The organism is Haemophilus haemolyticus (assembly GCF_001008275.1).
GTDB classification, from domain to species: domain Bacteria; phylum Pseudomonadota; class Gammaproteobacteria; order Enterobacterales; family Pasteurellaceae; genus Haemophilus; species Haemophilus haemolyticus_P.
Genome location: NZ_LCTH01000008.1, coordinates 43,285 through 62,020 on the forward strand (window position 1 = coordinate 43,285; position 18,736 = coordinate 62,020).

The following is an 18,736-nucleotide window of genomic DNA, read 5'->3' on the forward strand; positions in this document are numbered from 1 at the left end:
TCTTTTTCTTATGAGTACTTTATTTAAAATTCTTTTTTTCTATTTAGGGGCGATCAATATAGCTATGGCTGCACCTGATTTTTCTATTTCTAAAATAAATCCGAAAATAACCGCACTTTATCACATTCATCAACAAGATTTAGTGTTTGAGAATAAACGTTATCGTTTATTTATCGCCGAACCGAAAAGACGACAGCACAATTTATCGGTGTTTTATACACTTGATGGCAATGCGCAATTTCCTTTAGCGGTAAATGCAGTGAATGCTAATTTACCGTTACCGTTGATTGTAGGCATTGGTTATGTTTCAGAAAAAGCCTATGTCATTGAAGAGCGTCAAAGAGATTACACGTTTCCAGCACAAGGTGATAAGTTTAAGCAAGGTGGTGGCGCGGGAGATTTTTTACGTTTTATCCAAACTAAAATTAAACCGAGTATTGAGAAAAATTACAACATTAATCCTGAAAAGCAATATTTCTTTGGGCATTCCTTTGGGGGATTGTTTGGTCTTTACGTGCTGTTTCATCAGCCGGATTTATTCCAATATTACACCTTGGCGAGTCCATCACTTTGGTGGGGAAACGGTGCGTTTTTGTCTAAAAATGAATCTTGGATTACATTTCATCCTAAGCATATTTTAATCACTTTAGGCGAATATGAAGAATATCCGGAACAAGATCCTAAAATGACAGAGGAGCAGCAACAACGCATTGAGCAACGAAAGAAGATGCGACCATTTAATGCTCAACAATTAGCGGAAAAATTACAAGCTCAAGGCAATCATACAACATTTAAATGGATCCCGAACAAAAATCACGGGGATTCAATTATTGACGCAATAAAGTATTCTTTAGATTTTATGCAAAATGATAGGTAAAAAATAAGACCTATTTTGATAATATCTCCTACGGCATAAATGTCTGTCACATTGGTATTTTGATATTTATCTACTTTAACATAGCCGCGTTCATTTGTTTCTACGCCTGCATTTTTTAAGCCAATTTTATTTGTAGCCAGAACACGACCGACCGCCCAAATAACACAGTCCATGATAATATCAGATTGACCATTACATTTTACTGTAAGAGAGCCATCTACATTTTTAAAAATTTCAGATGGCGTGGAATTGGTATGTAATTGAATTCCATCTTGCGCAAGTACTTCCACTAATGTTTCTACGATTAATGGATCTTGATTACGCATTGGCGCATGGCGACGCACTAATAAATGCGTTCGCCTAGGCTGTTTAATACACCAGAAATTTCAACAGTAATATAGCCTGCGCCGATAACAGCTGCGTGCTTTGGTAATTCTGTTAATGCGAAGAACCTATCTGAATTAATACCGTATTCTTGTTCTTAATGTTTGGATGATATGGGAGACCACCTGTTGCGATTAAAATATGATCTGCAGTTACTTGTTCTTTTGTGCAATCAGCAAGTGTTACTTCAATGGTATGGGAATCTACAAATTTTCCGAAACCGTTAATTACATCAATGTTATTTTTCGCTAATACAAAAATGAGGAAGATTATATTAACCTTCCTCACTTAAGATATATCTAATTAGCTATGCGATTAATTAGAATATTGGTTAATAGCCGCGGATACTTCTTGATCTTGATAAATGTTATTCACAATATCGTTAAATGTTTGAGATAGAACTTTTTGAATTTCGTCATTATCCGCGTTTAATGCGCCTTCTTGTGAACGAGTAGCATTAAATGCTTTATTGTATGAGCCTTTCGCGCCTTGAACATAAACAGTCGCTTGAATTTTGGTATTAAGTTTATAACGAAGATTACCTTGTTCTACTTGCGTACCAAATTCACGTACATCTACAGTTACCCACGCATTTGAACCATTGGATTGCCCAATTCGGAAACCTTTACTAATAAGATTTTGTTGCATCACTTGTTGGAATAATTGTGTAACACTCGGTGATGAATTTAATTTAATGAGTTCTCCACGTTTGGTATAGCTAGCGATATCTTGCGTTGTGCGGCTATCTTTTGTTGTTACATACACAATCGCATTTTGATTAATGTTCATTGTGGCATTCGGTGCTGGTGGTGTGAACGTTAATGTATTTGATTGTGCTTGGCAGCCAGCAAGGAACAGCGTAGCTGCTGCAATACTTACTGCTGATAATGTTTTGATTTTGTTTGATAATGTCATAATTTCCCCAATGAGCCAGTTAAAACTGTGTTATTCTTGCAAACTTCATTGCTAATGTATAGCGTTTCATTGTGATTTTGTGGAGATTTATGATGTCTGTTCAACAAACTATCGAACAAAAAATTCAACTAGAATTTCAACCGCACTTTTTTAGTGTAGAAAATGAAAGCCACTTACATAGTTCTGGTCGTGGCGAGGAATCTCATTTTAAATGTGTGATTGTGAGTAATGTTTTTGAAGAAATGCGTAAAGTGCAGCGTCATCAACGTGTTTATCAATTGTTTGCAGATGAGCTTAATGGCGGTGTTCATGCGTTAGCATTGCACTTGTTTACCGTAGAGGAATGGGGCGAGTTAAATGAGAAAATTCCCGCTTCAACTAAATGCGCAGGCGTTGGACATTAATTTTTTATGTTATGAAGATGTAACATTTTTTTGATATATCGCAAAAGGTTTTTACAAAAAAGTAGGCGTTTAAGTAGCGAAAAAAGCAGATTTTCGCTAGAATAAGGCGCTTAGTTTTATCCAAATTCAATTTCTCGATAAGGATGTTTATCGTGAAGTTAACCGATTTGAGTTTTTTATTTTTGTGGCATTAATGTCTTTTTAAAGGCATTTTGCCACGCTCAAACACGAGATTGCATTTAACTTGCTTATTTGCAATTGTATTTTTAACCTTGAAAAGTAGTGCAAACAGTATGATTACAATTAAGAAAGGCTTGGATCTCCCAATTGCGGGAAAACCGGCACAAGTAATCCACAACGGAAATGTTGTGAATCAAGTTGCGATTCTAGGTGAGGAGTATGTGGGGATGCGCCCTTCGATGAAGGTGCGCGAAGGCGATGTTGTAAAGAAAGGCCAAGTGCTTTTTGAAGACAAGAAAAATCCAGGTGTGATTTTTACAGCCCCAGCAAGTGGTACTATCACTGTAATCAATCGTGGTGAGAAGCGTGTATTACAATCTGTCGTAATTAATGTGGAAGGAAATGAGCAAATCACTTTCTCAAAATATAGTGCAGAACAATTGAATACGCTTTCTTCTGAACAAGTAAAACAAAACCTTGTTGAATCAGGTTTATGGACTGCATTACGTACTCGTCCATTTAGCAAAGTGCCTGCGATTGATAGTGAACCAGCCTCAATTTTCGTGAATGCAATGGATACCAATCCATTAGCCGCAGATCCTGCAATCGTGCTAAAAGAATTTTGGCAAGATTTCACGAATGGTTTGACAGTATTAAGTCGTTTATTCCCTTCAAAACCGTTACACTTGTGTAAAGCAGGTGATACCAATATCCCAACTGTTGATCTTGAAAATTTACAGATTCATGATTTTGGTGGCGTCCACCCTGCAGGTCTTGTTGGTACTCATATTCATTTTATTGATCCTGTTGGTGTAAATAAAACTGTATGGCACATCAACTATCAAGATGTGATTGCGGTAGGCAAATTATTTACAACAGGTGAGCTTTATGTTGAACGTGTTATTTCTCTTGCTGGTCCGCAAGTGAAAGAACCTCGTTTAATTCGCACTGTAATTGGCGCTAATCTCTCTCAATTAACCCAAAATGAATTAAGTGCGGGTGAAAATCGCGTAATTTCTGGTTCAGTGCTTTGTGGACAAACTGCAAAAGGTGCTCATGACTATTTAAGTCGTTATGCATTGCAAGTATCGGTAATCGCTGAAGGTAATGAGAAAGAATTCCTCGGCTGGATTACACCGCAATCAAATAAATATTCAATTACTCGTACAGTGTTAGGTCACTTCGGTAAGAAATTATTCAATTTTACTACCGCAGAAAACGGTGGTGAGCGTGCAATGGTACCAATTGGTAGCTATGAGCGTGTTATGCCGTTGGATATTTTACCGACATTATTATTACGTGATTTAATCGTGGGCGATACCGATGGCGCGCAAGCGTTAGGTTGTCTTGAATTAGACGAAGAAGACTTAGCATTATGCTCTTTCGTTTGCCCAGGCAAATATGAATACGGTTCAATCTTGCGTCAAGTACTAGATAAGATTGAGAAGGAAGGTTAAAAATGGGTTTGAAAAATCTTTTTGAAAAAATGGAACCCGCGTTTTTACCAGGTGGTAAATACAGCAAGCTTTATCCGATCTTTGAATCGATTTATACCTTGCTTTATACACCAGGTACAGTAACGCACAAAAACACTCACGTTCGTGATGCGTTAGACTCAAAACGTATGATGATTACGGTTTTCCTTGCGTTGTTCCCTGCGATTTTCTATGGGATGTACAATGTGGGTAACCAAGCGATTCCAGCCTTAAATCAATTAGGCAATTTAGATCAACTAATTGCTAATGATTGGCACTATGCCCTTGCAAGTTCATTAGGTTTAGATTTAACTGCCAATGCAACTTGGGGCTCAAAAATGGCGCTGGGTGCAATTTTCTTTTTACCTATTTACTTAGTGGTGTTCACCGTTTGTACAATTTGGGAATTATTGTTCTCAGTCGTGCGTGGTCATGAAGTAAATGAAGGGATGTTCGTTTCAACCATTTTATTTGCATTAATCGTTCCACCAACATTGCCATTATGGCAAGCTGCATTAGGTATTACTTTTGGTATCGTTGTTGCAAAAGAAATTTTTGGTGGCGTTGGTCGTAACTTTATGAACCCTGCACTTGCTGGTCGAGCTTTCTTATTCTTTGCCTATCCAGCTCAAATTTCAGGCGATACTGTTTGGACTGCTGCAGATGGTTTCTCTGGCGCAACCGCACTTTCACAGTGGTCACAAGGTGGTCAGGGAGCATTACAACACACAGTAAGTGGTGCTCCAATCACTTGGATGGATGCTTTTGTTGGTAACTTACCTGGTTCAATGGGCGAAGTTTCTACGCTTGCAATTTTAATCGGTGGTGCAGTGATTGTGTTCACTCGTATTGCAGCGTGGCGCATTATTGCTGGTGTGATGATTGGTATGATTGCAACTTCAACTCTATTCAATTTAGTTGGTTCTGATACTAACCCAATGTTCTCAATGCCTTGGCATTGGCACCTTGTTTTAGGTGGATTTGCATTAGGTATGGTATTTATGGCAACAGACCCTGTTTCAGCATCCTTTACCAATGCAGGTAAGTGGTGGTACGGTGCATTAATTGGTGTAATGGCTGTATTAATTCGTACTGTAAACCCAGCTTATCCGGAAGGCATGATGTTAGCGATTTTATTTGCAAACTTATTTGCACCGATTTTCGACTACATCGTTGTTCAAGCAAATATCAAACGTCGGAGAGCAAGAACAAATGGCTAAGTTTAATAAAGACAGCGTAGGCGGTACAATTCTTGTCGTATTGCTACTGAGTTTAGTTTGTTCCATTATTGTTGCTGGTTCCGCAGTAATGTTAAAGCCTGCACAAGAAGAACAAAAGTTACTCGATAAACAAAAAAATATCTTAAATGTAGCTGGTCTTTTACAAGAAAATACTAATGTAAAAGAAACTTATGCAAAATTTATTGAGCCCCGTTTCGTTGATTTAGCAACGGGTGAATACACACAACAAGCAGATGATAGCCAACAAGCAATTCCTGCTGATGCCGATAAAGCACGTATTCGTTCTCGTAGCAAAACGACTGAAGTTTATCTTGTAAAAGATGAACAAGGTAAAACTCAACAAGTTATTTTACCAATTTATGGAACTGGCTTATGGTCAGTGATGTATGGTCTAGTATCTGTTCAACCAGATGGTAATACTATTAATGGAATCACTTACTACCAACATGGTGAAACACCAGGATTGGGTGGTGAGATTGAAAATCCAAACTGGGCAAGTTTATTTAAAGGTAAAAAATTATTTGATGAACAACATCAACCTGCAATTCACATCGTGAAAGGGCAAGCTCCACAAGATGAGCATAGTATTGATGGTTTATCTGGCGCGACTTTAACTGGTAATGGCGTACAGGGTACGTTTGATTATTGGTTTAGTGCGAACGGTTTTGGTCCATATCTTGAAAAACTTCATGCGGGAGCAAACTAATGTCTGAAAAAGCAAATTATAAAGATCTGTTGTTAGCTCCAGTTGTTAAGAACAACCCGATTGCATTACAAATTTTGGGTATTTGTTCTGCATTAGCGGTAACAACAAAATTAGAAACTGCTGTTGTAATGGCGATTGCAGTGAGTTTGGTAACAGGGTTATCAAGTTTCTTTGTTTCTCTGATTCGCAACTACATCCCAAACAGTATTCGTATTATTGTGCAACTTGCAATTATTGCATCACTTGTAATCGTTGTTGACCAAATATTAAAAGCATATGCTTATGGTTTGTCTAAACAACTTTCGGTATTCGTTGGATTGATTATCACTAACTGTATCGTAATGGGACGTGCTGAAGCATTTGCGATGAAGTCGCCTCCCGTTGAAAGTTTTGTAGATGGTATCGGTAATGGTTTAGGTTATGGTGCGATGTTAATTATCGTAGCATTTTTCCGTGAACTTATCGGTTCAGGTAAATTATTTGGTATGACTATTTTTGAAACCATTCAGAATGGTGGTTGGTACCAAGCAAATGGTTTATTCCTACTTGCACCAAGTGCATTCTTTATCATCGGATTTGTTATCTGGGGATTAAGAACTTGGAAACCAGAGCAACAGGAGAAGTAATCAATGGAACATTATATTAGCCTATTCGTTAAGGCAGTCTTCATTGAAAATATGGCACTTTCCTTCTTCTTGGGAATGTGTACTTTCTTAGCGGTATCTAAAAAGGTATCAACTGCGTTTGGTCTTGGTATTGCGGTAACTTTCGTTCTTGGTATCGCAGTGCCGGTAAACCAATTAATTTATGCAAATGTATTAAAAGAAAATGCTTTAATTGAAGGTGTAGATTTATCATTCTTGAACTTCATTACTTTCATTGGGGTTATTGCTGGTTTAGTACAGATTCTTGAAATGGTATTAGACAAATTTATGCCATCTCTTTATAACGCATTAGGGATTTTCTTACCGTTAATCGCAGTAAACTGTGCGATCTTTGGTGGGGTATCTTTCATGGTTCAACGTGATTACAATTTCCCTGAATCTATCGTGTATGGTTTCGGCTCAGGTTTAGGTTGGATGTTAGCGATTGTGGCGCTTGCTGGCTTAACTGAGAAAATGAAATATGCGGATATTCCTGCAGGGTTAAAAGGTTTAGGTATTACCTTTATTTCTGTTGGTTTAATGGCGTTAGGCTTTATGTCTTTCTCTGGTATTCAATTATAAGGAGTGTAATCAATGAGCGATTCAGTAATTCTTACACTCGGTATTGCCGCATTTACAGTTATTGTATTAGTGTTAGTGGCGATCATCTTATTTGCGAAATCAAAATTAGTCGATTCTGGTGATATTACTATCGGCATTAATGACGATCCTGAAAAAGCGATCACATTACCTGCAGGTGGCAAATTATTAGGTGCTTTAGCAAGTAAAGGTATTTTCGTGTCTTCTGCTTGCGGCGGCGGTGGCTCTTGTGGTCAATGTATTGTTAAAGTGAAAAATGGTGGTGGAGAAATTCTTCCAACCGAACTTTCTCACATTAACAAACGTGAAGCAAAAGAAGGTTATCGTCTAGCTTGTCAAGTTAACGTGAAAGGTAATATGGAAGTTGAACTTCCAGAAGAAATCTTCGGCGTGAAAAAATGGGAATGTACTGTTATTTCTAACGATAACAAAGCAACCTTTATCAAAGAGCTTAAATTGGCTATTCCTGAAGGCGAGGAAGTACCATTCCGCGCGGGTGGTTATATTCAAATCGAAGCTGATCCACATGTGGTGAACTATAAGGATTTCGATATTCCTGAAGAATACCATGAAGACTGGGATAAATATGATTTATGGCGTTATGTCTCTAAAGTGGACGAGCATATTATTCGTGCTTACTCAATGGCTTCATACCCTGAAGAGAAAGGCATCATTATGCTTAACGTACGTATTGCAACGCCTCCGCCACGCCAACCAGATGCACCTCCAGGTCAAATGTCTTCATACATTTGGTCATTAAAAGCTGGTGATAAAGTGACTATTTCTGGCCCATTTGGTGAATTCTTTGCGAAAGAAACTGATGCCGAAATGGTATTTATCGGTGGTGGTGCGGGTATGGCTCCAATGCGTTCTCATATTTTTGACCAATTAAAACGTCTTCACTCTAAACGTAAAATGTCATTCTGGTATGGTGCACGTTCTAAACGTGAAATTTTCTATCAAGAAGACTTTGATCAATTACAAGCTGAAAATCCAAACTTTGTATGGCATGTTGCATTATCAGACGCATTGCCTGAAGATAATTGGACTGGCTATACAGGCTTTATTCACAATGTACTTTATGAAAACTACTTGAAAAATCATGAAGCACCAGAAGATTGTGAATACTATATGTGTGGACCTCCGGTGATGAATGCAGCTGTAATTAAAATGTTGAAGGATCTTGGTGTTGAAGATGAAAACATTTTATTAGATGACTTTGGTGGCTGATTTTAGTTAATCAATTCATCATAAACACTGACCGCACTTTGTGATGAAGTGCGGTCAAAATTTAAGATGTTTTTAGAAAATTTTCTATGATTACAGGTAAGTTTTGTTGAGTTTGCCAGTAATTCACAAATTTAGGAAATCCAGATGAAAAAATTAATAAGTGGTATCATGGCGGTAGCAATGGCGTTAAGTCTTGCAGCCTGTCAAAAAGAAACAAAAGTTATCTCATTAAGTGGTAAAACAATGGGAACGACTTATCATGTTAAATACCTTGATGAAGGCTCAATGAATGCAACATCTGAAAAAACGCATGAAGAAATTGAAGCAATTTTAAAAGATGTGAACGCGAAAATGTCCACTTACAAAAAAGATTCGGAACTGAGCCGTTTCAATCAAAATACTCAAGTGAATACACCGATTGAGATTTCAGCAGATTTTGCCAAAGTATTGGCCGAAGCGATTCGTTTAAATAAAGTGACTGAAGGTGCATTGGATGTAACTGTTGGCCCTGTCGTTAATTTATGGGGATTTGGCCCAGAAAAACGTCCAGAAAAACAACCTACACCAGAACAATTAGCTGAACGCCAAGCATGGGTTGGTATTGATAAAATTGCCCTCGATATGAGTGCTGCCAAACCGACATTAAGCAAAGCACTTCCTCAAGTTTATGTCGATTTGTCCTCGATTGCTAAAGGCTTTGGCGTTGATCAGGTCGCTGAAAAGTTAGAACAACTAAATGCTCAGAATTACATGGTTGAAATCGGCGGTGAAATTCGTGCGAAAGGAAAAAATATTGAAGGTAAACCTTGGCAGATCGCAATTGAAAAACCAACCACAACAGGTGAAAGAGCGGTTGAAGCTGTCATTGGATTAGACAATATGGGAATGGCAAGTTCTGGCGATTATCGTATTTACTTTGAAGAAAATGGTAAACGCTTTGCTCATGAAATTGATCCGAAAACAGGTTATCCAATTCAGCATCATTTAGCCTCAATTACGGTCCTTGCTCCAACCTCAATGACTGCAGATGGCTTATCAACAGGGTTATTTGTGCTGGGTGAAGACAAGGCGTTAGAAGTGGCTGAGAAAAATAATCTTGCCGTTTACTTAATCATTAAAACAGATAATGGTTTTATCACAAAATCCTCTTCTGCTTTCAAAAAATTAACACAAACAAAAGAATAGTTATGCAAACTTTATTTTTTACTTTAATCGCTTTCGTCGCAATTATATTGTTAATGTCTATCGGATTTATTATCAAAAAACAAAGTTTAAAAGGTAGCTGCGGTGGTTTATCTACCCTTGGTATTGCCAAAGCTTGCGATTGTGATAAACCTTGCGACACGCTTCAATCAAAATTAGATGCGGGCGATGAACAAGCGAAAGCTAAATATGAGCAAAAATTCGCGAAAAAAGATGATGACTCGCAATTTTATGAAGTGAAATAACTTGCTCAAAAATGACCGCACTTTATGTGCAAAATAAACTTAACGGCAAAATTATTTTGCCGTTTTCTCATTCAATTACCAATGTGCTTCGCCTTAACCGAAGTTACGGGAGAAATATGTTAATTTCAAATACTTATAATCAACACTTTCCTCAAATGACACAAGAACAACTTGCGAGAAATGCTACAAAAAAAGTGATTTGTGGTATGTCTGGCGGCGTGGATTCTTCTGTGTCAGCTTTTATTCTTCAACAGCAAGGCTATCAGGTGGAAGGCCTGTTTATGAAAAACTGGGAAGAAGATGATGATACGGATTACTGTACTGCAGCAGCAGATCTTTCAGACGCTCAGGCTGTATGTGATAAGTTGGGGATTAAACTACATAAAATTAATTTTGCTGCAGAATATTGGGATAATGTATTTGAGCATTTTTTAACTGAATATAAAGCAGGGCGCACACCGAACCCTGATATTTTGTGTAATAAAGAAATTAAATTTAAAGCATTTTTAGAATATGCAGCTGAAGATCTTGGTGCTCATTACATTGCAACAGGGCATTATGTACGTAGAGCTGGTGATGATGAAAATGCAAAATTATTACGTGGCCTAGATGCCAATAAAGATCAAAGTTATTTTCTTTATACCTTAAGTCATAAACAAGTGGGACAAAGTTTATTCCCCGTTGGTGAAATTGAGAAGCCCATTGTTCGCACTATTGCTGAAGATCTAGGCTTAATTACGGCAAAGAAAAAAGACTCTACTGGTATTTGTTTTATTGGAGAGCGTAAATTTAAGGATTTCTTAGCTCGTTACTTACCGGCTCAACCGGGTAATATTCGCACTGTAGATGATGAAATTATTGGCCGCCATGATGGATTAATGTATCACACATTGGGACAACGCAAAGGATTAGGCATTGGCGGTTTAAAAAATGCGGGAGATGAAGCTTGGTATGTGGTAGATAAGGATGTGGAAAATAATGAACTTATTGTCGCTCAGGGGCATGACCATCCTCGTTTATTTTCAAAAGGTTTGATTGCTAGCCAATTACATTGGGTTGATCGCCAACCAATTCGAGAGTTATTACGTTGCACGGTAAAAACACGCTATCGCCAACAAGATATTCCTTGTGTGGTTGAACCAATTGATGATGAAACCATTCGAGTGATTTTCGATGAACCTCAATCAGCAGTAACCCCAGGACAATCTGCCGTATTTTACCTTGGTGAGGTTTGTTTGGGTGGGGGGATTATTGAAGAAAGAATATAAAATAAAGATACTAGAAGCGCATTTTATGCGCTTTTAGACTATTTATTCAAACCAAATGACACTTGCCATTCGGCCCGTTTGGTTGTCACGGCGATAAGAAAAGAACAATTCTTTTTCATTGAATGTACAGTGATTTCCACCATAAATTTGCGTAATGCCTAGATTGTTTAATCGCTGAGTCGCGATTTGATAAAGATTACCTAGGTATTTACCTTCTTCTATTGCATCAGGTTGAAAGGCGAGTTTGGCTTTTTCATCTACCGCAACAAACTGTTTTACAACATCAATTCCAACTTGAAATGCTGTTGGGCCAATTGCAGGGCCAAACCACGCGATAATATCTTTAGGTTTTGCCTGAAAGCATTTGACAGTTTCTTCCAATACGCCATCGCATAAACCACGCCAGCCAGCATGTGCGGCAGCTACTTCATTGCCAGATGTTGTGGCGAATAGAACCGGCAAACAGTCTGCAGTCATAACCGCACAAACTTGATGAGGAACATTTGTATAAACGGCATCCGCTTCAAGGTTTTGTCCTGAATAAGGTAATTGAATGACTCGAGTGCTGTGTGTTTGAGTTAGAAATATAGGTGTTTGTGGCAAACCAAATTTTTCGACTAATAAAGTGCGGTTGGTTTTTACCGCACTTTTGTTATCACCGACATGATCGCCTAAGTTAAAACTAAAATAAGGCGTCAAGCTCACGCCGCCTTCACGAATAGTGGTAAAGGCATGAATATTCTTTGGTACGTTCCAATTTGGGTTAATCACTTGCATATTAATAGTCTAACTCATCTTGGTGTTCGAGATAGTCGGCTTTGAGTGCATTAAGCAATTCAACAAAGTCATCTGGTAATGGTGCATACCATTCCATCATTTCACCTGTAATTGGATGAGCTAAGCGTAGCATGACCGCATGTAAAGCTTGACGTTTGAAATTACGCAATACTTCCATAAAGTCTTCACTCGCATTTTTTGGTGGACGAGGGCGTCCGCCATAGGTTTGATCGCCTAGCAATGGATGGGCAATATGTGCCATATGAACACGGATTTGATGCGTACGCCCCGTTTCTAAACGTAAACGTAAACGGGTGTAGTTACGGTAATTCTCCATAATACGATAATGGGTGACAGCGGGTTTTCCCATTGGATGAACCGCCATTAAAGTACGTTTGGTTGCATGACGAGCCATAGGTTGATCTACCGTGCCACCTTTAGTCATAATTCCTGAAGCAACTGCTTCATATTCACGCGTAATTTTGCGTTTTTGTAGGTCTCGTACTAATTTAGTTTGAGCGGGAATAGTTTTCGCAACAACCATTAGACCTGTGGTATCTTTATCTAATCGATGCACAATTCCTGCTCGCGGTACTTCTGCAATAGGCGGGTAATGATAGAGTAGCGCATTGAGCACTGTTCCATTTGGATTGCCAGCACCGGGGTGTACCACAAGATCTTTGGGTTTGTTAATCACAATAATATCATCATCTTCATACACGATATTCAATGGAATATTTTCTGGTTCAAAACGTGTCTCATCTTCCACTTCTACGGTGATTTCTATTTTTTCTCCTCCGAGCACTTTCTCACGCGGAATATTGGTAATACGATCATTAAGTTTTACGAGATCGGCTTCAATCCATGTTTTTAATCGGGAGCGAGAATATTCAGGGAACAACTCTGCAAGTGTTTGGTCTAAACGATGTCCCATTTGTTCTGGCTGTACTTCAGCGGAAAGGGTAATTTGTGGCATAAATAGCTCTCAAAAATTTTAAAAGTTGGCTTATTGATTAATGTTCTATACAATAGAGGACAATTGTATCTTATTTATTGGTTTTCGTAAAAATTAAGGAAAAAACAATGCGTAAAATAAAATCTTTGGCATTGCTTGCCGTGGCAGCATTGGTTGTTGGATGTTCAAGTGGTTCAAAAGATGTTGAGCAAGCATCAGTAAATGAGTTGTACACCAAAGGTGTCACATCATTACAAGAAGGCGGCTATTCTGAAGCTATTCGTTATTTAAAAGCAGCGACTGAACGTTTCCCTGGTAGTATTTATCAAGAACAGGCGATGCTAGATTTAATTTATGCAAACTATAAAGCGCAAGATTATACGCAAGTATTATTGACGGTAGATAGCTTTTTACATCAATTCCCACAAAGCCCGAATCAAGACTATGCAGTATATATGGCGGGGTTAACCAACGCTGCAACAGGTGATAATTTCATTCAAGATTTCTTTGGAATTGATCGTGCGACACGTGAAACCACTTCTATGCGTACCGCTTTTTCTAATTTCCAAAATTTAGTTCGTGTATTCCCTAACAGCCCTTATGCTCAAGATGCTTTAGCGCGTATGGCTTATATTAAAGACGCGCTTGCTCGTCATGAGTTAGATATTGCAAAATTCTATGCAAAACGTGATGCTTGGGTTGCAGTGTCAAACCGTGTAGTTGGAATGTTGAAACAATATCCTGATGCTAAAGCAACTTATGAAGGTTTATCTTTGATGAAAGAAGCGTATGAAAAAATGGGTTTAACAGCATTAGCCAATGATACCCAGAAAATTATTGATGCAAATAAAGATAAAACCTTTGCACCAATTGAAAAACCAGATGAGCCAGAATTAAAAGTTCCGACTGTTAAATAGTCATAAGATATGAATAAAAAGCCCGAATAATTTCGGGCTTTTTGCTATATATTATCCTCGATGTGCATTTTTCATAATGCGATCTTTTGTTACTTTCCATTCACGCTCTTTAATATCATCGCGTTTATCATGTTGTTTTTTACCTTTAGCTAAACCAATTTTGACTTTTGCCCATGCACTTTTCCAGTAAAGAGAAAGCGCTACGATGGTAAAACCGTCTCGGTTTGCTTTGCCAAATAGGGATGCTAATTCACGTTTATTTAATAATAACTTACGAGTGCGAGTTGGATCACAAACAATATGCGTTGATGCAACATTTAATGGCTGAATGCTTGAACCGAATAAAAAGGCTTCGCCATTTTTAAAAATGACATAACTATCACTAATGTTTGCCTTGCCAGCGCGCATGGATTTGACTTCCCAGCCTTGTAGTTCAAGACCTGCTTCAATTTCATCTTCTATAAAATAGTCATGTCTTGCACGTTTATTCAGTGCGATAGTATTTGATCCTAGTTTTACTTTTTTCTTTGTCATAATTTTTATACCTTATTTTGCTTGGTACATTTTATCGGATATCTATTTTTATATCAAAAAAGATCATCTAGAGAGAACGGTAGTCGCGTTTATTTTCAAACTTTAAAAGATAAAGGATTTATAGAAAATTCAAGAAAAAATCACCGCACTTTTGTAAGAAAAAACAGACACATAGCTGTGTCTGTTTAAGTGAGATAAAAAAGATGAATTAAGTTTTGGTGATTTATATAAAGTGAATAAACGATTATTCCAAACGTTTTGCCACTTTAAGCCAATCAGCTTTAAATTCACGCTGCATATTATTAATTGCATCGATAATATCATGGTGAACAAGTTGTTCATTTTGGATGCCTACGCAGTAGCCACCTTTACCTTGTAGCAATAAATCTACCGCGTATGCGCCCATACGTGAAGCAAGAATACGGTCAAATGCACAAGGAGAACCGCCACGTTGAATATGCCCTAAAACAGTTGCACGAGTTTCGTGTCCAACGCGAGCCTCAATTTCTTTTGCAAGAGAATGAACATCGGTTAAAAGTTCAGTGATTGCAATGATTGCATGGCGTTTACCACGAATAATGCTACGTTCAATTTGTTGAATTAATTCTTCGCGATTAAATTCAATTTCTGATGCGACGATATATTCGCAACCGCCAGCGATGCCTGCAGAAATCGTTAAGTCACTACAGTGGCGACCCATAATTTCAACGATAGAAATACGTTGGTGTGAGCTTGATGTATCGCGTAAACGGTCGATTGCATCTACTGCAGTTTGTAATGCGGTTTGATAGCCAATGGTGTAGTCGGTGCCTGCAACATCATTATCAATAGTACCGGGTAAGCCTACGCAAGGAAAACCGTGTTCTTCGGTTAATAATTTAGCTCCCATATAAGAACCGTCACCACCGATAACCACAAGCGCATCAATGCCGTGAGAACGTAAAATTTCTGCACATTTCGCACGAACATTTGGATCTTTAAATTCAGGAAAGCGTGCAGAACCTAAGAAAGTACCGCCACGATTAATTACATCAGATACGCTATAGCGATTTAATTGTTTGATTTTATTGTTGTATAAGCCTTGGTAACCATCATAGATACCAAACACTTCTAAGCCTTCTGCAAGTGCAGAACGTACTACGCCACGAATTGCGGCATTCATACCCGGCGCATCGCCACCACTTGTTAAAACTGCAATTTTTTTAATCATATTTACCTACTTTTAACCGTAATTGGAAACTGGCATAAGATTACATCATTAGAGGTATCTGCTCTAGCAAAATTTGATGAGATTTTGATCCGGCATAATTTTTTACATTATTTTTGACAGAACAGTTGCCACTTCAAATCTTGTAAGTGCTTTCTTTCTATATCCACAACGTATTTTTGCAAATGTTGTTGCACTTTATCGACGGATAAATGTTTAGAAAGTGTTGGTTGCTGTACTTTTTGTGAATATTGATACTGAACAAAGCCACATTGTGGTAATTGTCGTCCTTTCATCACATTTACTTGCCAAGATGGATTTTCCTTGGTTGGCGAATAGATGACATATCCATTTAATTCCTGTGGATTCGTCGAATTTTCTGGAATAGCACCGAAATGGAAATCTTTTACGCCTGTATTACGATAAATACGTTCTCTCAATGCAATCCGCTCTTTAATTGAACGCGCTGGTTGATTGCGATCAAAGAGAATTTCAATTTCAGATTGCCAATTTTCTAGCGTATCTGGCTTCGCGATATAAACATAGCGTGCAATGGTTTCTAAATCTTGGCTGCCGGTAAGGGCATAATTTTTACCGTTGTGCTCTAACTGCGTAGGAACATTTAATTGCGTCAGTTTAGTTGCACAGCCAGAGAGTACAAGTGCGGTCAATATAACAAAAATTTTATTCATTGATATCTCGCTTAAATATAAATTCGGTTTCAGTTGATGATGCTGAATCAAACCAATAACCACCTAAATCAAATTCTTTTAATTGTTCAATGTCGGTTAAACGATTTTGAATAAGATAACGGCACATTAAGCCTCGTGCTTTTTTAGCATAAAAGCTAATTACTTTGTATTTTCCATTTTTATTGTCTAAGAAAACAGGCTTGATTATCTTGGCTTTAAGTTGGTTTTCTTTAACCGATTTATAATATTCATCCGAGGCTAAATTTATCAGAACATTATCACCTTGTTCATCTATAGCTTGTTGTACCGCTTGGGTAATCACATTTCCCCAAAATGCATACAGATCTTTTCCTTTCGGATTGGCTAATTTTGTGCCCATTTCTAATCGGTAAGGTTGCATTAAATCAAGTGGTTTTAAAAGCCCATAAAGCCCTGAAAGCATACGTAAATGGGATTGCGCAAAGGCAACATCATCTTCCGAAAGGGAATCAGCATCTAAACCCGTATAAACATCGCCTTTAAATGCAAATAATGCAGCGCGGGAATTGTTTTCATTGTGAATTTTTGTCCATTCTGCAAAGCGTGCGGCATTTAAACCGGCTAACTTATCGCTGATAGACATAAGAGATGAAAGATCTTGCGGAGAAAGTTTACGACAAACCTCAATAAGTTTTTCGCTGTAATCGGTAAAGTGCGGTTGAGAAACAGGAAAATTTTTTACCGCACTTTCAAAGTCAAGGGTTTTCGCAGGGGAGATAATGGCTAACATAATCGTCCTTTTATGAAAAAAGAATGGGCGTATATTAGCATAAAAATTTACACTAAACGCGTTTATATAGCCCATTTTCACTCATGATGAGATCTTGCAATTCAAGATCGAGCAACTGAACAAGTAAAACATCGACACTCAAGTTAAATTCTTCAGCTAAATCATCAATACTCACAGGCGTGTAACCGATATGCGAGTAAAGTTTAGGGTGACTTGGTGCTTCCAGCAATCGGCGAGGATCGGGTGGTGGCGTGTAATTAGGCACTGCGATCTGGTCAAAATCGATTTCAGTTTGGCTATGGATAGAATGTTGGTAGAGGGTTTCCAAAATATCCTTTGCATTTTCCACCAACATTGCGCCTTGTTTAATTAGGCGATTACAACCTTGGCTAAATTCATTTTGAATATTGCCTGGCACAGCAAAAACCTCTCGGTTTTGTTCCAATGCATATCGAGCGGTAATCAGAGAGCCACTTTTTTCTGTGGCTTCAACCACTAATGTCCCAACCGAAAGGCCGCTAATAATCCTATTACGACGAGGGAAATTTGTTGCAATAGGTGCTTGGTTTGGTAAAAACTCAGAAACTAATGTTCCGTTGTTTTGTAAAATGAGTTCTGAAAGTTTTCGGTGCTTTACGGGATAAATTTGTTCTAAGCCGCTTCCTAAAACTGCAATGGTTTGTCCTTGAATATCAACAATTGCTTGATGGCAATGTCCATCTATTCCCAATGCCAGTCCACTGGTAATCGTAAAGCCTGCCAATGATAGTTCCGTAGCAAAATATTTAGCCCAATATTCACCATAAGCCGTGCAGTAGCGACTTCCTACCATGGCAATTTGACGTTGTGAAAGTGCGGTCAAATTTCCTTTTACAAATAGCAGAGGGGGAAAGCTCGCTATCTGTTTCAATAGAAAGGGGTAAAAAGGGGAAAAATAATTCACCAAATGATTTCCCTCTTTTTGTGACCACTCTAGTGCTGGCTCAATAAATTTTGCTTCAGGCTTGAACCAACGACGAATTTGAATGGCTCCCCATCCCATTTGTCGGAAAGCAACATCATCATAATTGAGCAACTCATCTAGCGTAATATTGGATAAAATTTTATCAATACCAACCCCGCCAAGTTTAGGGACTTGCATTAGGCGGAGTAGCGTGTAAGTAATATCGTGCATGATTTTTCCTTTTTAATTTGAAAATTTAGTATGGAAAAAACAAGTGAAAGAAACGATTAACTTGAAAGTATTTTGCGATGTAGATCGCAAAAATTCTTTTTGATGAGTAAAAAATCGCAAAATTTTTCTTATTTTGAAAATGTAAAAAATTCAATAATAAAAATTTGCTGATTTCAATTGGTCTGGTTGAATATTCTTTTTATTTTAAATTTATTAGTTAAATATATATTTAGTTTTGTGTTGAGATGATTTTCTTTGATATAAAACGCTAAAAAATAGTTTGACAGCCAGTTTTTTATTCGTAATATAAAAAGCGTTTTACACAGAAGGATTTTTATT

The 18,736-nt window shown here is 37.9% G+C and carries 20 protein-coding genes and 1 pseudogene; 12 read left to right on the forward strand and 9 right to left on the reverse strand.

The genetic code is table 11. The annotated features are described in order from the left end of the window. The first annotated feature begins 10 nt into the window (after positions 1 to 10). Positions 11 to 877, forward strand: coding sequence for an alpha/beta hydrolase (locus AAX15_RS01150; RefSeq protein WP_046938724.1), 867 nt, complete (start codon positions 11 to 13; stop codon positions 875 to 877). Positions 878 to 882: 5 nt separating this feature from the next. On the opposite strand, the pseudogene AAX15_RS09580 reads toward AAX15_RS01150, so the two are convergent. Together AAX15_RS09580 and AAX15_RS01160 are read right to left on the reverse strand one after the other, a co-directional pair. Further along, positions 883 to 1,516, reverse strand: a pseudogene (locus tag AAX15_RS09580) (FAD-dependent oxidoreductase); the annotation flags it as partial. A 60-nt stretch (positions 1,517 to 1,576) separates the two neighbouring features. Beyond that, positions 1,577 to 2,176 carry a YajG family lipoprotein gene (locus AAX15_RS01160; protein ID WP_046938725.1) on the reverse strand — a complete coding sequence of 200 codons (600 nt, stop codon included), beginning with the start codon at positions 2,174 to 2,176 and terminating at the stop codon, positions 1,577 to 1,579. 92 nt (positions 2,177 to 2,268) lie between these two features. Between AAX15_RS01160 and AAX15_RS01165 the strand changes: the two genes are divergently transcribed. The 10 genes from AAX15_RS01165 to mnmA all read left to right on the forward strand — a co-directional run bounded on the left by AAX15_RS01165 (position 2,269) and on the right by mnmA (position 11,372). Further along, positions 2,269 to 2,580 (forward strand): BolA family protein, encoded by a 312-nt coding sequence (locus AAX15_RS01165; RefSeq protein WP_046938726.1) that lies wholly within the window; start codon positions 2,269 to 2,271, stop codon positions 2,578 to 2,580. A 293-nt stretch (positions 2,581 to 2,873) separates the two neighbouring features. Continuing rightward, positions 2,874 to 4,217 carry a Na(+)-translocating NADH-quinone reductase subunit A gene (locus tag AAX15_RS01170; RefSeq protein ID WP_046938763.1) on the forward strand — a complete coding sequence of 448 codons (1,344 nt, stop codon included), beginning with the start codon at positions 2,874 to 2,876 and terminating at the stop codon, positions 4,215 to 4,217. Between the two features lie 2 nt (positions 4,218 to 4,219). Further along, the gene (locus AAX15_RS01175) at positions 4,220 to 5,455 is read left to right on the forward strand and encodes an NADH:ubiquinone reductase (Na(+)-transporting) subunit B (RefSeq protein WP_046938727.1); all 1,236 of its coding nucleotides are present in this window, start codon (positions 4,220 to 4,222) and stop codon (positions 5,453 to 5,455) included. Next, positions 5,448 to 6,182 carry a Na(+)-translocating NADH-quinone reductase subunit C gene (locus tag AAX15_RS01180; RefSeq protein WP_005629176.1) on the forward strand — a complete coding sequence of 245 codons (735 nt, stop codon included), beginning with the start codon at positions 5,448 to 5,450 and terminating at the stop codon, positions 6,180 to 6,182. The genes AAX15_RS01175 and AAX15_RS01180 overlap by 8 nt, the downstream gene beginning before the upstream one ends. Then, positions 6,182 to 6,808 (forward strand): NADH:ubiquinone reductase (Na(+)-transporting) subunit D, encoded by a 627-nt coding sequence (nqrD, locus tag AAX15_RS01185; RefSeq protein ID WP_005629349.1) that lies wholly within the window; start codon positions 6,182 to 6,184, stop codon positions 6,806 to 6,808. Before AAX15_RS01180 ends, nqrD begins: the two co-directional genes overlap by 1 nt. 3 nt (positions 6,809 to 6,811) lie before the next feature. Further along, positions 6,812 to 7,408, forward strand: coding sequence for an NADH:ubiquinone reductase (Na(+)-transporting) subunit E (gene nqrE / locus AAX15_RS01190; protein ID WP_005631374.1), 597 nt, complete (start codon positions 6,812 to 6,814; stop codon positions 7,406 to 7,408). 12 nt (positions 7,409 to 7,420) lie between these two features. Next, positions 7,421 to 8,656 (forward strand): NADH:ubiquinone reductase (Na(+)-transporting) subunit F, encoded by a 1,236-nt coding sequence (gene nqrF, locus AAX15_RS01195; RefSeq protein ID WP_046938729.1) that lies wholly within the window; start codon positions 7,421 to 7,423, stop codon positions 8,654 to 8,656. 144 nt (positions 8,657 to 8,800) lie between these two features. Next, entirely contained in the window at positions 8,801 to 9,841 is a 1,041-nt protein-coding gene (locus tag AAX15_RS01200) for an FAD:protein FMN transferase (RefSeq protein ID WP_046938731.1), read from the forward strand. Between the two features lie 2 nt (positions 9,842 to 9,843). After that, a complete protein-coding gene (gene nqrM / locus AAX15_RS01205) occupies positions 9,844 to 10,104 on the forward strand; it encodes a (Na+)-NQR maturation NqrM (protein WP_046938732.1) in 261 nt (86 codons plus the stop codon). A 116-nt stretch (positions 10,105 to 10,220) separates the two neighbouring features. Next, on the forward strand, positions 10,221 to 11,372 hold the full coding sequence (gene mnmA / locus AAX15_RS01210; protein ID WP_155397796.1) for a tRNA 2-thiouridine(34) synthase MnmA: 1,152 nt from the start codon (positions 10,221 to 10,223) through the stop codon (positions 11,370 to 11,372). Between the two features lie 42 nt (positions 11,373 to 11,414). On the opposite strand, the gene pgeF is transcribed toward mnmA, so the two are convergent. Both pgeF and rluD read right to left on the reverse strand, forming a co-directional pair. Further along, positions 11,415 to 12,149 carry a peptidoglycan editing factor PgeF gene (gene pgeF / locus AAX15_RS01215; protein WP_046938734.1) on the reverse strand — a complete coding sequence of 245 codons (735 nt, stop codon included), beginning with the start codon at positions 12,147 to 12,149 and terminating at the stop codon, positions 11,415 to 11,417. A gap of 1 nt (position 12,150) precedes the next feature. Beyond that, positions 12,151 to 13,125, reverse strand: a complete 975-nt coding sequence (gene rluD / locus AAX15_RS01220; RefSeq protein ID WP_046938736.1) for a 23S rRNA pseudouridine(1911/1915/1917) synthase RluD — start codon at positions 13,123 to 13,125, stop codon at positions 12,151 to 12,153. 107 nt (positions 13,126 to 13,232) lie between these two features. Between rluD and AAX15_RS01225 the strand changes: the two genes are divergently transcribed. Continuing rightward, the gene (locus AAX15_RS01225; protein ID WP_046938737.1) at positions 13,233 to 14,021 is read left to right on the forward strand and encodes an outer membrane protein assembly factor BamD; all 789 of its coding nucleotides are present in this window, start codon (positions 13,233 to 13,235) and stop codon (positions 14,019 to 14,021) included. A 51-nt stretch (positions 14,022 to 14,072) separates the two neighbouring features. On the opposite strand, the gene smpB is transcribed toward AAX15_RS01225, so the two are convergent. From smpB to dprA, 5 genes are all read right to left on the reverse strand, one after another. Then, positions 14,073 to 14,555, reverse strand: a complete 483-nt coding sequence (gene smpB, locus AAX15_RS01230; protein ID WP_046938738.1) for an SsrA-binding protein SmpB — start codon at positions 14,553 to 14,555, stop codon at positions 14,073 to 14,075. Positions 14,556 to 14,799: 244 nt separating this feature from the next. Further along, positions 14,800 to 15,765, reverse strand: coding sequence for a 6-phosphofructokinase (gene pfkA / locus AAX15_RS01235; protein ID WP_046938739.1), 966 nt, complete (start codon positions 15,763 to 15,765; stop codon positions 14,800 to 14,802). Positions 15,766 to 15,872: 107 nt separating this feature from the next. Beyond that, positions 15,873 to 16,454: a hypothetical protein gene (locus AAX15_RS01240; protein ID WP_046938740.1), complete on the reverse strand. Its 582-nt coding sequence runs from the start codon at positions 16,452 to 16,454 to the stop codon at positions 15,873 to 15,875. Next, the gene (gene yaaA / locus AAX15_RS01245; protein WP_046938742.1) at positions 16,447 to 17,223 is read right to left on the reverse strand and encodes a peroxide stress protein YaaA; all 777 of its coding nucleotides are present in this window, start codon (positions 17,221 to 17,223) and stop codon (positions 16,447 to 16,449) included. Before yaaA ends, AAX15_RS01240 begins: the two co-directional genes overlap by 8 nt. 52 nt (positions 17,224 to 17,275) lie before the next feature. Next, entirely contained in the window at positions 17,276 to 18,397 is a 1,122-nt protein-coding gene (dprA, locus tag AAX15_RS01250; protein ID WP_046938743.1) for a DNA-processing protein DprA, read from the reverse strand. Positions 18,398 to 18,736 lie beyond the last annotated feature (339 nt).

What these genes read in the sequence shown, in the direction of transcription:
- nqrM (WP_046938732.1), top strand. Translation starts at nt 9,844, where the DNA reads ATGCAAACTTTATTTTTTACTTTAATCGCTTTCGTCGCAATTATATTG.
- AAX15_RS01170 (WP_046938763.1), top strand. Translation starts at nt 2,874, where the DNA reads ATGATTACAATTAAGAAAGGCTTGGATCTCCCAATTGCGGGAAAACCG.
- pgeF (WP_046938734.1), bottom strand. Translation starts at nt 12,149, where the DNA reads ATGCAAGTGATTAACCCAAATTGGAACGTACCAAAGAATATTCATGCC.
- nqrF (WP_046938729.1), top strand. Translation starts at nt 7,421, where the DNA reads ATGAGCGATTCAGTAATTCTTACACTCGGTATTGCCGCATTTACAGTT.
- nqrE (WP_005631374.1), top strand. Translation starts at nt 6,812, where the DNA reads ATGGAACATTATATTAGCCTATTCGTTAAGGCAGTCTTCATTGAAAAT.
- smpB (WP_046938738.1), bottom strand. Translation starts at nt 14,555, where the DNA reads ATGACAAAGAAAAAAGTAAAACTAGGATCAAATACTATCGCACTGAAT.
- AAX15_RS01200 (WP_046938731.1), top strand. Translation starts at nt 8,801, where the DNA reads ATGAAAAAATTAATAAGTGGTATCATGGCGGTAGCAATGGCGTTAAGT.
- AAX15_RS01240 (WP_046938740.1), bottom strand. Translation starts at nt 16,454, where the DNA reads ATGAATAAAATTTTTGTTATATTGACCGCACTTGTACTCTCTGGCTGT.
- AAX15_RS01150 (WP_046938724.1), top strand. Translation starts at nt 11, where the DNA reads ATGAGTACTTTATTTAAAATTCTTTTTTTCTATTTAGGGGCGATCAAT.
- dprA (WP_046938743.1), bottom strand. Translation starts at nt 18,397, where the DNA reads ATGCACGATATTACTTACACGCTACTCCGCCTAATGCAAGTCCCTAAA.
- AAX15_RS01160 (WP_046938725.1), bottom strand. Translation starts at nt 2,176, where the DNA reads ATGACATTATCAAACAAAATCAAAACATTATCAGCAGTAAGTATTGCA.
- AAX15_RS01165 (WP_046938726.1), top strand. Translation starts at nt 2,269, where the DNA reads ATGTCTGTTCAACAAACTATCGAACAAAAAATTCAACTAGAATTTCAA.
- pfkA (WP_046938739.1), bottom strand. Translation starts at nt 15,765, where the DNA reads ATGATTAAAAAAATTGCAGTTTTAACAAGTGGTGGCGATGCGCCGGGT.
- rluD (WP_046938736.1), bottom strand. Translation starts at nt 13,125, where the DNA reads ATGCCACAAATTACCCTTTCCGCTGAAGTACAGCCAGAACAAATGGGA.
- nqrD (WP_005629349.1), top strand. Translation starts at nt 6,182, where the DNA reads ATGTCTGAAAAAGCAAATTATAAAGATCTGTTGTTAGCTCCAGTTGTT.
- yaaA (WP_046938742.1), bottom strand. Translation starts at nt 17,223, where the DNA reads ATGTTAGCCATTATCTCCCCTGCGAAAACCCTTGACTTTGAAAGTGCG.
- AAX15_RS01175 (WP_046938727.1), top strand. Translation starts at nt 4,220, where the DNA reads ATGGGTTTGAAAAATCTTTTTGAAAAAATGGAACCCGCGTTTTTACCA.
- AAX15_RS01225 (WP_046938737.1), top strand. Translation starts at nt 13,233, where the DNA reads ATGCGTAAAATAAAATCTTTGGCATTGCTTGCCGTGGCAGCATTGGTT.
- mnmA (WP_155397796.1), top strand. Translation starts at nt 10,221, where the DNA reads ATGTTAATTTCAAATACTTATAATCAACACTTTCCTCAAATGACACAA.
- AAX15_RS01180 (WP_005629176.1), top strand. Translation starts at nt 5,448, where the DNA reads ATGGCTAAGTTTAATAAAGACAGCGTAGGCGGTACAATTCTTGTCGTA.